Annotated in this window: 9 protein-coding genes; all 9 read right to left on the reverse strand. The window is 63.2% G+C overall.

Annotated features, from left to right (window positions below):
* Nucleotides 1-5 precede the first annotated feature (5 nt).
* A complete protein-coding gene (locus GEOBRER4_RS15035) occupies nt 6-1,181 on the reverse strand; it encodes a thiolase family protein (RefSeq protein ID WP_185242996.1) in 1,176 nt (391 codons plus the stop codon).
* A 284-nt stretch (nt 1,182-1,465) separates the two neighbouring features.
* Complete coding sequence (locus GEOBRER4_RS15040) at nt 1,466-2,362, reverse strand: amidohydrolase family protein (RefSeq protein WP_185242997.1); 897 nt, start codon at nt 2,360-2,362, stop codon at nt 1,466-1,468.
* On the reverse strand, nt 2,359-3,165 hold the full coding sequence (locus GEOBRER4_RS15045; RefSeq protein ID WP_226377803.1) for an enoyl-CoA hydratase-related protein: 807 nt from the start codon (nt 3,163-3,165) through the stop codon (nt 2,359-2,361). The genes GEOBRER4_RS15040 and GEOBRER4_RS15045 overlap by 4 nt, the downstream gene beginning before the upstream one ends.
* Nucleotides 3,166-3,427: 262 nt before the next feature.
* The gene (locus GEOBRER4_RS15050; RefSeq protein ID WP_226377804.1) at nt 3,428-4,279 is read right to left on the reverse strand and encodes a class I SAM-dependent methyltransferase; all 852 of its coding nucleotides are present in this window, start codon (nt 4,277-4,279) and stop codon (nt 3,428-3,430) included.
* 13 nt (nt 4,280-4,292) lie between these two features.
* On the reverse strand, nt 4,293-6,632 hold the full coding sequence (locus GEOBRER4_RS15055; RefSeq protein WP_185242999.1) for an NADP-dependent malic enzyme: 2,340 nt from the start codon (nt 6,630-6,632) through the stop codon (nt 4,293-4,295).
* A gap of 276 nt (nt 6,633-6,908) precedes the next feature.
* Complete coding sequence (gene oadA, locus GEOBRER4_RS15060) at nt 6,909-8,984, reverse strand: sodium-extruding oxaloacetate decarboxylase subunit alpha (RefSeq protein ID WP_185243000.1); 2,076 nt, start codon at nt 8,982-8,984, stop codon at nt 6,909-6,911.
* 135 nt (nt 8,985-9,119) lie between these two features.
* Nucleotides 9,120-10,877 carry an acyl-CoA carboxylase subunit beta gene (locus GEOBRER4_RS15065; RefSeq protein ID WP_185243001.1) on the reverse strand — a complete coding sequence of 586 codons (1,758 nt, stop codon included), beginning with the start codon at nt 10,875-10,877 and terminating at the stop codon, nt 9,120-9,122.
* 140 nt (nt 10,878-11,017) lie between these two features.
* Complete coding sequence (locus GEOBRER4_RS15070) at nt 11,018-12,175, reverse strand: acyl-CoA dehydrogenase family protein (RefSeq protein ID WP_185243002.1); 1,158 nt, start codon at nt 12,173-12,175, stop codon at nt 11,018-11,020.
* 374 nt (nt 12,176-12,549) lie between these two features.
* Nucleotides 12,550-13,185 carry a 2Fe-2S iron-sulfur cluster-binding protein gene (locus GEOBRER4_RS15075; RefSeq protein WP_185243003.1) on the reverse strand — a complete coding sequence of 212 codons (636 nt, stop codon included), beginning with the start codon at nt 13,183-13,185 and terminating at the stop codon, nt 12,550-12,552.
* Nucleotides 13,186-13,321: the final 136 nt, after the last annotated feature.

A 13,321-nucleotide genomic window follows, 5' to 3' on the forward strand; every position in this document is an offset into this window, starting at 1 on the left:
CCCTCCTAAACCCGTTCCAGGATTACCGCCACCGCCTCGCCGCCGCCGATGCAGAGCGTGGCGAGTCCGTAGCGCAGTTTGCGTTGATGAAGTTCCCGCACCAAGGTGGCGGTGATGCGCGCGCCGCTTGCGCCCAGCGGGTGGCCGAGCGCCACCGCGCCGCCGTTGACGTTGACGCGCTCAGGATCGATGCGCAGCCGCTGGCAGGCGATGAGAGGAACGGCGGCGAAGGCCTCGTTGATCTCGAAGAGATCGATGTCTTCGATGCTGATCCCCGCCTTGGCGCAGACCTTGGAGATGGCGCCCACCGGGGCTTCGGCGAACTGGTCGGGATGGACGCTGTTGGTGGCGTAGGCCACGAGGCGCACTTTCGGCTTCAGCCCGTATTTCGCAACGGCCTCGCCGCTGGCCAACAGCGCTATGGCTGCGCCGTCGTTGATGGTCGAGGCGTTCGCCGCGGTGATGGTGCCGTCTTTCTGGAAGGCCGGACGCAGCTCAGGGAGTTTCTTGAAGTCGACCTTGTTGGGCTCCTCGTCCTCGCGGACGACCACCTCACCCTGGCGCGTCTTCTTCACCACCGGGACGATCTCGTCGTTGAAGACGCCGTCCCTGAGCGCCGCCTGCGCCTTCTGGTAGGAGGAGAGCGCGAAGTTGTCCTGGAGGGTGCGGTCCAGCTTGTTGGATTCGACGCTCTGCTCGGCGATCGACCCCATGTGCTTGCCGCTGTAGGGGTCGGTCAGGCCGTCGTGGACCAGCAGGTCGAGCATCTCCCCGTTGCCCATGCGGTAGCCGTAGCGACCCTTGCTGAGCGCGTAGGGGGCAAGCGACATGTTCTCCATGCCGCCGGCCAGCACCACGTGGGCGTCGCCAAGCTTGATGGAACCGGCGCCGAGCATGATCGCTTTGAGCCCGGAGCCGCAGACCTTGTTGATGGTGAGGGCGGGGACCGAGTCGGGGAGCCCTGCGTAGCGCATGGCCTGACGCGCGGGAGCCTGGCCGGAGCCGCCGGAGAGGACCTGGCCGACGATCACCTCGTCTATGGCGTCAGCGGAAAGCCCGGTGCGCTCCAGGATGCCGGTGATGACGGTGGCGGCAAGACGCGGCGCCTCTACATCGCTGAACGCTCCGCCGAAGGAGCCCAACGGGGTACGCAGTGATTCGATGACATAGACATCTGACATTTCGTTCTCCTCTTCATCCAGCCGCTTGGGCCGGGTCTGATCAGGCGCGCCCTCCACCTTTTGGTAAATAAGTACTACAATACCATTTTGCTGTCAACAGAAAAAAAACGGTTTTCTATTAACCCGAAAAGCATCACCAAGAGGCGTTGCACGCGGATGACGCGGATTGAAAACGATGGACGCGGATAACAAAAAAGGGTGTAGAACCTCACATCTCTACACCCGCTTTTCTGATTAATCTGCCTTATCCGCTTTTTCCGTTAAATCCGTGGGGTGCGATGGTTTTATGGCAGCGCTTTGCCGAGAAAGGCCCTGGGGTTGACGCTGCAGACCTTGTGCAGCACCTCTTCGGGGAGCCCGAGCCCGCGCAGGGCCTCCAGGTACTGGACGATGGAGCCCATGTCGTACAGGAAGGCGTCGCTTCCCAGGCAGACTTGATCCTGGTAGTGGATGATGAAATCCCGGTAGCTCTCCGGGTTCTTTCTCAGGTGGGAGATGAGGTTCGCCATGTCGGTGTAGACCCCGGGGTGGTCGTCGAGGATCTTGCTGAACGGCTTGCGCCCGATGCCGAAGTGCGGGAAGTTCACCCGCACCCGGGGGAAGTCCTGCATCATGGCGGCCATGGTGTCGGCATGCTCCCGGGCGTCCATGTGGTAGAGAAGAGGCAGGTCGTTTTCCTGCGCGTAGGAGAAAATCTCCCACTCCCGCCGCCGGTATTCCTCGGAAGTGATGCCGAAGGTCTCCGGGACCCCTTTCACCCCGATATCGTTGTTGTCGGTGAGCCAGATCCCTTTGATGCCGCGCACCCCCTGCTCCAGGTAGCCGCTCAGGGTGCTGGCGACGTCACCCCAAAGGTAACGGGTGTCGACCAGCGGGATGATGAAGCCCTCGGAGCGGCGGGCGTGCTCCAAGAGCTCGTCCAACTCGTGGTACTGGGGGTTGCCCCGGTTCTCGACCCAGCCGGGGATCAGGGTCCGAACCTCGTCATAGCTCAGGCGGGTGTTTACCATGCCGATGGCGACGACGTGGGAGAACCCCTGCCGGCGCAGCTCTGCGCTCTGTTCCAGCACCTGCTGCGCCCAGGCGCTTCCAGTGAAGCAGTGCAGATGCACGTCGATGAAGCCGGCCGCCTGGGCCGGAGCGCTCCCCTGTTCAACTCCCGGTAAGGTCAAAAGCTTCATTCCCCCTTGTAGTGCGGATCTCTTTTTTCGAGGAAGGCGTTCACCGCCTCGACGTGGTCATCGGTGTGGTGCGCAAAGGACTGGAAGCAGGCGCAGAGGTCGAGGAAATCGGGGAGGTCGCTTCTCTGGGCCAGCTTCATCATGCGCTTGGTGAGCCTCAGGGTCACCGGCGGCTTGGAGGCGATCTGGCGCGCGAGCTCCATGGTGCGCGGCATCAGCTCTTCCGGCTCCATAACCTCCAGGAAGATGCCGAGCTTGAGCGCCTCTGCGGCCTCAACGACACGGCCGGTGAAGGTGAGCTCCGCGGCCCTTTGGTACCCCATCAGCCTCTGCATGAACCACGCGCCCCCGTCTCCGGGGGTGATGCCCAGGTTGATGAAGGTCTCCCCCACCTTGGCGCGGGTGGAGGCGAGGCGGATGTCGCACATATTGGCGAGGTCGAATCCGGCCCCGATGGCCGGACCGTTCACTGCGGCGATGACAGGGATCTCGGCCTTGTGCAGCACGAGGGGGATCTGCTGGATGCCGCGCCGGTACTTGTCCTGGACCTGCACCGGGGAGCCGCCGAAGATGCCGCTTTGGGACTGCATCTCCTTCACGTTGCCGCCGGAGGAGAAGGCGGACCCCGCGCCGGTCAGGACCAGCACGGATACCCGGTCCTCGCTGTTTACCCAGTTGACGGTGGTAATGATGTCTTCGGCAAGCGCGGTTCCGGTCAGGGCGTTGCGGACGTCGTCACGCTGGAAGGTAAGTACTGCGACCCTATCCTCCAGGGTCAGGGTGCAATCTTTGAGCTTTGGCATGACCGGACCCTCCTTTGGATTCGGTATCAGCGACAAATTCCTGGCTCGACTTTTCATGGTGAACCTCCTGACCTGCGGTTGAAGCTAAATCCCCCGATGTGAGCTTCCATTTTTTCGTCCCCTCCCCTGGAGGGGGAGGGGCAGGGAGGGGGAATCGGGTGGTAACGCCGCCCGTTGCGCCCCCCCTCCCGACCTCCCCCCTCCGGGGGAAGGAGAGCGGGGAGAAGGCTGCGCGGGCGATCAATGGACATCCCGTGTACTATCAATTCTCTCCTGGCGCCTGGAATACGGCCTCTACCAGGGTGATCCTCCCCTCTTCCAGGTTGCGGAGCTGGTTTCCGGCCATCTTCGGAAATCCCTCGCCAAGAAGCAGGTGCAGCCCGAAGGGGTTGTCCCGTCCCTCGCGGCTCTTCTGCTGTCTGCGGCGAAACCAGTCGAGCCCGTCTTTGGTCACGTCCTGCCAGAACAATGTCTGGAATCCTTCCTCGGCGAGGAGGCGGCGCAGCTCATCCTGGCTTGCCAGGAAGCTCGCCGACGGGTCCCTTGCCCACGGCACCGGAAAATGGACTTCCCCTCCCGGCCCCGAGAGGATCTCGTAGCAGGCGAGCCTGCCGCCAGGTTTCAGCACGCGCCGGATCTCGCGGTAGAGCCCTGGCTTGTCCTCGATGTTCATGGACAGGTGCTGGATCCAGACCAGGTCGAAGGCGGCGTCGGCAAAAGGGAGCTTCAGCGCGTCGGCCTGGAGGTAGGCGACCCTGTCACTCATGCCAAGGTGCTCGGAGAGCTTCCTCGCCGCGTGGCAGTAATCGGAGCTTTGGTCAACGCCGATGACGTGGCAGTCCAGAAGACGCGCCAGGTAGCGCGACGCGCCTCCCAGCCCGCAGCCGAGGTCCAAAACCAGCAGTCCCGGCGCGGGATCGAGCGCCGCGGCGAGCTCCTGGGTGGCAGCCGCCCCCCGCACGTGGAATTCGTCGATCGCGGCGAGATCTTCCGGCCTCAACTGGTCCGGGTTCTTCCCCGCCGCGACCAGCGCCGCAAACACGCGCGATTCCAGGTCCGGGGATCGGTAGTGGCCGGCGACGGCTGCAGTTGTGATCGGCTCGTGTGCGGGCATCAGGGACGCCTCCTCAGGCTCCGGCGAAAGCGCCCGCGAACGCGGCCGGGCGGCTGGCCTTCTTTCCCGGCGCGTCGGCCGCTGTTGCCGACTTGCCGCAGTTCTGCGCGTCCACGACGGCGATGGCCGCCATGTTGACGATGTCCATGACGTCGTCCCCCTGCTGCAGGATATGCACAGGCTTGTTCATCCCCATGAGGATCGGTCCGATGGCGTCCGCACCGCCCAACTGCCGCAGCAGCTTGTAGCAGATGTTCCCCGAGGTGAGGTCCGGGAAGACCAGGACATTAGCAGCTTTTTTGAGCGTGGTGAAGGGGAAATTCGCCTGCAGCAGCTCGGAGACCACGGCGGTGTCCGCCTGCATCTCCCCGTCGATGTCGAGCCCGGGCGCCCTCTGCTTCACAATCTCAACGGCGCTTCTCACCCGGTCGGCCTGCGGATGCCGCACCGAGCCGAAGTTGGACATGGAGAGCATGGCGACGCTCGGGTCGATGCCGAGCATGGCCGCCTTCTCCGCGGAGAGGATCGCCGTCTCGGCGAGCTCGCCCGCATCGGGATCGATGCAGACGGTGGTGTCGGCCAGGAAGAAGATGTCCTTCTTGAAGACCATCATGTAGAGGCCGTGTACGCTGGAGAGTCCATCCTGCTTGCCGATCACCTGCAGCGCGGGGCGGATGGTGTCGGCGTAGTTGGCGTCGACCCCGGCCAAAAGCGCGTCCGCGTGGCCGCGGCGCACCATCATGCAGCCGAAATGGGTGCGCGACTTGCGGCTGATGAGCCTGCGGGCCTCGGAGAGGGTGAGCCCCTTTCTCTGCCTGAGCAGGAAGAGTTCGTTGGCGTAGGATTCGGAGTGCTCCGAGTTGGCGGGGTCGATGATGGTAACGCCGCCGTTCAGGTCGATGTCGAGCGATTTCAGGGTGCAGCGGATCTTGTCTTCGTTGCCGAGAAGGATGGGGCGCGCGATTCCCTGCTCGACCAGCATCTGGGCTGCGCGCAGCACTTTGTCGTTCTCGCCCTCGGGGAAAACCACCGTCTTCGGGTCGCATTTCGCCTTGTTGATGATCTGGCGCAGCGTTTCCTTGGATTTTCCCTGCAGCGACTCCAGGTGCTCCACGTACTTGTTCATGTCCGCGATGGGCTGGCGCGCGACGCCCGTTTCCATTGCCGCCTTGGCTATTGCCGGGGCGACCCGCAAAAGGGCCCGGGGATCGAACGGTTTGGGGATGATGTAGTCGCGGCCGAAGCTGAACTTGACGTCGCCGTAGGCGCGGCAGACGGAGTCAGGGCATTCCTCGCGGGCTAGTTCCGCCAGGGCGAAGACCGCCGCCTTTTTCATCTCCTCGTTGATGGTGGTGGCCCGGACGTCGAGCGCGCCGCGGAAGATGAAGGGGAAACCCAGCACGTTGTTGACCTGGTTCGGGTAGTCCGAGCGCCCGGTTGCGATGAGCACGTCGCCGCGGACCGCGTGCGCCTCTTCCGGGGTGATCTCCGGGTCGGGGTTCGCCATGGCGAAGATGATGGGGTTCGGCGCCATGCTGCGGATCATCTCAGGGGTGAAGGCGCCTTTGGCCGAGAGTCCGTACAAGACGTCGGCTCCGACCACCGCCTCTTCCAGCGTGCGCAGGTGGGTATCGGCGGCGAAGCGCTCTTTGTACTTGTTCATCCCCTCGACCCGGCCCTTGTAGATGACCCCCTTGGTGTCGCACATGATCAGGTTTTCCAGCTTGATGCCCAGGGAGATGGCGAGGTTGGCACAGGCGTTAGCCGAGGCGCCGGCGCCGTTCACCACGATCTTCACGTCCTCTATCTTCTTGTCGACGAGCTCCAATGCGTTGATGAGGCCGGCCGCCGAGATGATCGCCGTTCCGTGCTGGTCGTCGTGGAAAACCGGGATGTTCATGGTCTTCTTCAGCTCTTCTTCAATGTAGAAGCACTCCGGCGCCTTGATGTCCTCAAGGTTGATGCCGCCGAAGGTGGGCTCCAGGAGCTGACACGCCCTGATGATCTCGTCCGGATCCTCGCTGTTGAGCTCGATGTCGAAGACGTCGACGTCTGCGAAGCGCTTGAAGAGGACCCCCTTCCCTTCCATGACCGGCTTGCCCGCGAGCGCGCCGATGTTGCCGAGGCCGAGGACCGCGGTGCCGTTGGAGACCACGGCAACCAGGTTACCCTTGGCGGTGTACTTGTAGGCGTCCTCGGGGTTCTGCTCGATGGCGAGGCAGGGCTCGGCGACCCCGGGGGAGTAGGCGAGCGACAGGTCCTGGGCGGTCTGGCACGGCTTGGTGGCGATTACCTCGATCTTCCCCTTGCGGCCAGTGGCATGGTATTCCAGTGCATCGGACATCTTCTTCATATGGGATCCTTTTAGAGGCAATTGACAATTGATAATTGACAATTGACAACGCTTACGGTGTTTCACTCGACAGTCGGCAGAGCCAAGTTATGGCAATTGACAATTGACAGATTGGTGACGATTGGCACTGCTATAAGTCCCCCTTTGCGAAGGGGGGAACCCGACTGCTCGTGCATCGCCGTGGGCAACTCCAACCATCCACCAACTGCGGGGGAGTGGCAACGGGGGAACGCGAGTGGCCACTTCCCACAAAAAGGGGGGAGTGGCAGGTGCGCATTACTCGACGGTCAAAAGAAGCTGGCCGATATCTACGGCGTTTCCTTCCTGGATCATGATCCGGCTTACAACCCCGTCCTTTTCGGCGAAGATCTCGTTCTCCATCTTCATCGCTTCGAGGATCAGGAGCAGATCGCCTGCCTGCACCGCCTGCCCCTCGTTGACTTCTATCTTCCAGACGTTGCCGGCCAGGGGCGCCATCACCCCTCCCTCCGCCGGGCCGGCGGCTGTGGCCGCGGCGGCCGGGGCGCATGCACAGGCCGCGGCATCGCCCTCGCCGGCTATGGTCACGAGCGCCGCGCCGATGTCGACGGCGGTACCTTCCTCGATGTGAATGGCGCTGACTACGCCGTCACGGTCGGCGAAGATCTCGTTCTCCATCTTCATCGCCTCCAGGATCAGGAGCAGATCGCCTTCCTGCACCTGCTGGCCCGGCTCGCACTCGATTTTCCAGACGTTGCCCGCCAAAGGCGAAACGATGGTCTTGCCTGCGGCTGCAGCGGAAGCCTGCGCCGGTGCGGCTCCGCCAACCGCCGAGGCTGCCGCAGCCGCCGCAGCGGCGGCGCCGGTTGCCTTGGCCACCTGGACCACGAAGGTCTGGCCGCCGCCGGTGACGGTGTAGGTGTCGCCACCGGAGAGTTCAGGCGCTGCTGCCGCTTTCTTGGGCGCCGCTTCCTCGGCGGAGGGTACCGGCTCGAACATGCCCGGGTTGTCGCGGTGCTCCAGGAACTTGAGCCCCACCTGCTGGAACAGCGCGTAGGTGAGCACGTCCTCCACCTCGTGGTCGCCGAACTTCAGGTGTTTCTCCTTGGAGAGGCCGCGCAGCTCCTCGGTGAGCTTGTCCATCTCCGCGGTGAGGAGGTCCGCCGGGCGGCAGGTGATCGGGTCGGCGCCGGCCAAAACCTTCCGCTGCAGCTCCTTGTTGACCGGGGCAGAGGTCGCTCCGTACTCCCCTTTGAGGACGGCGGCGGTCTCCTTGGTCATCGACTTGTAGCGCTCGCCGGTCAGGACGTTGATGACCGCCTGGGTGCCGACGATCTGCGAGGTCGGGGTGACCAGCGGGATCATCCCCAGGTCCTCGCGGACTTTCGGGATCTCGGCCAGCACCAGGTCCATCTTGTGCCCGGCGTTTTGCTCTTTGAGCTGGCTCTCCATGTTGGTGAGCATGCCGCCGGGGACCTGCGCCGTGATGATGCGGGCGTCGACCCCTTTGAGGGAGCCCTCGAACTTCGCGTACTTCTTGCGCACCACGGTGAAGTAGTCGGCGATTTCCTGCAAAAGCACCGTATCGAGGCCGGTCGCCTTGTCGGTGTCGGCGAAGATGGCGGCCAGCGTCTCGGTGGGCGAATGGCCGTAGGTCATGCTCATCGAGGAGATGGAGGTATCGACGTTCTCGACACCCGCCTCGATCGCCTTCACGTAGGCCGCGGTGGACATGCCGGTGGTGGCATGGCACTGCATGTGGATCGGGATGGAGATCCCCTTCTTGAGCGCCTTCACCAGGTCATAGGCGGCGTAGGGGGCCATGAGCCCCGCCATGTCCTTGATGCAGAGCGAGTGCGCCCCCATGTCCTCGATGCGCTTGGCGAGCGCCACCCACTTGGGGATGGTATCCACCGGGCTCACCGTGTAGGAGAGCGTCCCCTGCGCATGTTTGCCCTGCTTGATCACCGCCTTGATGGCGGTGTCCAGGTTGCGGGGGTCGTTCATGGCGTCGAAGACACGGAAGACGTCGATGCCGTTGGCCGCGGAGCGCTCCACGAACTTCTCGACCACGTCGTCCGCGTAGTGGCGGTAGCCGAGGATGTTCTGCCCCCTGAACAGCATCTGCTGCGGCGTGTTGGGCATCGCCTTCTTCAGCTCGCGCAGGCGCTCCCAGGGGTCCTCGCCCAGGAAGCGGATGCAGGAGTCGAAGGTCGCGCCCCCCCACATCTCGATGGACCAGTAGCCGACCTGGTCCAGCTTGGCGGCGATGGGAAGCATGTCGTCCAGGCGCAGGCGGGTCGCGAACAAGGACTGGTGGGCGTCCCTGAGGACGACTTCGGTGATCCCTAACGGTTTCGTTGTCTTGGCCATTTTTTAACCCCTCGCGATTGTGAGTTGATTGTGTCTTTGCTCCTCCCCCTGGAGGGGAGCTCGGGAGGGGGGAACATATAGCCGTCCCTGTCCCCCTCCCTTCCCCTCCCCCTCCGGGGGAGGGGAACTTAATTGCTATCCCCTGATGATCCTCGGGAGGAGCATCTGGTGCACCGGGGTGATCGACTTCGGGTTCTGATAATTCGCGCCGGCGAAGGCCTGGATGTACTTGCGCAGGTCGGGAAGCGTGACGATCTCGTCCACGAATCCGCTGGTGGCGCAGTAGGCCGGGCGCGACTTCTCCTGGTAGTCCTGGATCATCTGGTTCATCTTGCCGATTACCGGTGCCAGGTCGTTGCCGGAATCCTGCTCCTTCACCAGGCGGCGGGCGTAGGAGGCGGCGGCCGCGGTCTCGCCGTGCATCACGTAGATCTCGGTGAGCGGGGTTCCCAGGGTGAAGGCGTTGTTGTTGTTCGCCTGCGGGCCGCACATGATGTAATGGGCCGCGGCGGTCCCCTTCCTGAGCACGACGCACATCATGGAGAGGTCGGTCTGCTCGATGGAGTAAACCAGCGACTGCCCCAGGGCCAGGAGCTCGGCTTCCTCGGCGAGATCCCCCACGTCGATGCCTGTTGTGTCCTGTAGCCAGACGATGGGAAGGTTGTCGCGGCCGCACAGCGTCACGAACTCGGCCTGCTTGATGAGCCCCTCGCGGTAGTGCTTGCCGCCAACGGCGGGGTAGCTTCCCTTGGCGTACTCGGGGTAGCCCGGGAAGACACCCTGGCGGTTGCCGATGAAGGCGACCGGGAAGCCGTCGACCTTGGCGATGCCGGTGTAGACCTCGCGGCCGTAATCGGGGCGGTATTCCATGAACTCGCTGTTGTCGGTAAGGCGCGCGAGGATCTGGATGGCGTCGTAGGGGCGCTTCTGGTTCGCCGGGAGGATCATGTTGAGATCCTCGACCGGGAAGCGCGGGGGCGCGGGGGCGGCGACGCGGAACATGGCCGGGTCGTAGGCGGGCATCATGCGCATGTAATCCTTGATGCCGTCGAGGACGCCGGTCTCCGTGTCGTGGACCTCGCGGAAGTAGGCGGTCTGGTCGAAGTGGGTCTCGACGCGGCCGGGATCTTTCGCTTTGAAGTTGCGGGTGGCGTCGATCAGCGCCTGCGCTGCCTCGACATCTATGTGACCCTTGGGGTTCATGCCGCCGACGATGCCCGCACCCCCTACGGCGATGTTGGCGCCGTCATGGGCTAAAAGGATGGTCGGGCTGATCCCCTGATAGCCGCCGCCGGCGGGGTTGGTGCCGTAGATGCCGTTCAGGATGGGAATGCCGAGGTGGTTCAGGTCGGCGTGGCGGTAGAAGGGAGCGCCGCTGGAGCGGCGGCCGGCGTAGACGGTCTCCTGCTCCATGAGCTTCACGCCGGAGCAGTTGGTGAGCCAGACCAGCGGGACGTTCAAGCGCTTGGCCATGTCGGTGACCATGAGGATGTTCTCCGACTGCCCGGCGATCCAGGCGCCCGCCATGACCTTGTTGTCGAAACCGATGATGACCGCCCATCTCCCTTCGATACGCCCGATACCGTTGACGACGCCGGTGCAACCTTCCTCGTTCTCCTTGGGGTTGTAGAGCGTGTGCAGCGGCGCCCAGGTCCCGGCGTCGATCAGGTACTCGAGGCGGTCGTAGATGGTCATGCCGCCGCGATCATGGACCTTCTTGGCCGGGATGCCGGCGTTTTTGACCCGCTCGGTCTCCTTCTCGATGAGCTGCACCTGCTCCTTGACGAGCTCCACGTTTTCCTGCGAGCGTTTCACTTCCGCATCGCTCAGCGCCTTGCCTATGTCGGCCATCTTCTCGAAATACGGGCGTAGCGGTGTTTGCTTTCGTGCCATGGTGGGTTCCTTTCATTGAATGGGATCAGACGATCGACAGCCAAGGCTTCGCATGGCGTTCACACGCTGCACCAGGCGGTCATTTCGATTAGAGTGCTCCTCCCCCCGGAGGGGGGAGGGGACATTGCAGCACCCCTTGTCTAGCGATTCACCGCGTCGCCCAGGGCGAAGCCGGCGATGATGGTCTTCTGGATGTTGCTGGTCCCTTCAACGGTCCTAAGCGACATGGAGTCGCGCAGCCAGCGCTCGGCCGGGTACTCGGTGGAGAAGCCGTAGCTCCCGAAGATCTTCATGGTCTCGGTCGCCGCGTGGACCGCTGCTTCGGAGGCAAAGAGCTTCGCCATCGAGGTCTGGTACTGGTTGGGAAGCCCCTGGTCCTTGAGCCAGGCGGCCTGGTACACCAGAAGACGAGCCGCCTCGTGCTCGGCAACCATCTCGGCGATGGAGGCCTGGATCATCTGGTACGAGCCGATCTTCTTGCCGAACTGGGTCCTCTCGTTGGCGTAGCCGATGGCTGCCTCGATGGCGCCGGCTCCGATACCGAGCGCTCCGGCCGCACAGCTGATGCGGGTGTTGTTCAGCTGCCACATGCAGATCTGGAAACCCTGCCCTACCTCGCCCAGGACCGCGTCCTTGGGGATCTTCGCCTGGTTGAAGGAGATCTCGCCGGTCGGGGCGCAGTGAAGCCCTACCTTGGACTCGATGGCGGCGGTGATGATCCCCTCGTTCCCCTTGAGGTTGATGATGAAGCAGGTCATCCCCTTATGCTTGGCGGCGCGGTCGGTGACGGCATAGAGAAGCCCCCAGTCACCCACGTGGGCGTTGGAGATCCACATCTTCTGGCCGTTGATCTCCCAATGGTCGCCGCGGTCGGTGGCGGTGGTCCCCATGCTCACGACGTCTGAGCCGGAGTTGGGCTCGGTGATGGCGAAGAAGCCGAAGGACTCGGCGCTGACCCAGTCCGGGATGAAGCGCTCTTTCTGCTCCTTGGTGCCGAACTTGTTGACCGTCAAGGAGGGACCTATGTTCTGCATGTTCAGCGGCAGCCTCGACGAGCCGCTTACGGTGGCCAACTGCTCGGCCAGGATGACGGACTCCAGGAAGCCGCAGCCGTTGCCGCCGTATTCCTCAGGAAGGGCGCAGCCGAAAAAGCCCAGACCGGCCATCTTCTTGACCAGTTCGGGGCGGAAGGTGTGGTTTATCTCGTCTTCCTTGAGCGTGGGCAGGATTTCCTTCTGCGCGAAATCCCTCGCCATATCCTGCATCATCTTCTGTTCATCCGTTAGCCCGAACCTCATCGGCCACCTCCTGAGTTATTTTGTTTCGCATCAGCTTGTGTAATTTAGTACTAAAATACCAATTTGCTGTCAAGCACTAAATGGCAGTGGAGTACCAATTTATGAAACTTGGTTCTAATCATGTACTTCAAGCGTGGGTCAAGCAGCGCAGCAGGAGAAAAGGCCCAGGGATAGCCCCCGGGCCTTTTCCGCGAAGTGCCCGCAATCCACTCGCATCCGTTTGCAGCACCTGTGGGCTGCCCGATGGAAAGCCGGCACCCGCTTTTTGGTCTCCCCAACTTCCCTGGAGAAAGAACTTTTTTCCAGTTCCCTCCCCTGAAGCGGGACTCTTTTCCTCATCCCCGGAGGGAGGAGAGTGGACAGAGTTTCCTCGACTAGCCGCCGCAGCACCCTGAACTGCAGGAGCAGTCCGCCTCTTCTTCCGGCTGCTCGGGGAGGAGCGCCTCGGTCAGCACGTAGGCCGCCTGGAGCGCGGAGGTGGGACAGAGCGGGAAGCATTCCTTGCAGTCCCAGCACTCCTTGGCCGCAACGTCAGGGATGAAGCTGATCTCGCGCCTGGGGCCGCGGTCCATGTACCCTATGGCGTGCTTTTGCTTCACCTCGGCGCAGTACCTGACGCAGAGCCCGCACAGAATGCAGAAAGAGGGGTCCTTGTCGAAGCGGTCCTTGTCGGCCCCGTACTCCTTGGCCAACTCGACCAGCTGCGGGGCGTCGGGCGCGTGGGCCAGCATCTGCTCCACCAGCACCTTGCGTATCGAGTGGAGCTTCTCGGTCTTGGTCTGCACCACCATGCCGCTCTCGACCGGGTAGAGGCAGCCGGCGACCAGGGTTTTCCTGCCGTTGCTTTCGGCCTCGACGGTGCAGATACGGCAGGCGCCGTACGGCTCGAGCTTCTCGTGGTGGCACAGGGTGGGGATCTCGATCCCTACCGTTTTCGCCGCCTCAACTATGGTCATCCCCTCCTGGGCCTTGACCTCTTTTCCATCTATCTGCAGGACGATTTCGCTCATGTTGTATTCCTTTCAGGCGCCCCCCTCGCCCCTCGGGAGAGGGGCTGGGGGTGAGGGCGCTGCCACGAAGCTTGGATTGTGCCTGGTACGGACTCCCTCACCCCGCCCCTCTCCCAAAGGGAGAGGGAGGAAAAAA

The sequence above is a fragment of the Citrifermentans bremense genome (assembly GCF_014218275.1).
Classification (GTDB): Bacteria; Desulfobacterota; Desulfuromonadia; order Geobacterales; family Geobacteraceae; genus Geomonas; species Geomonas pelophila.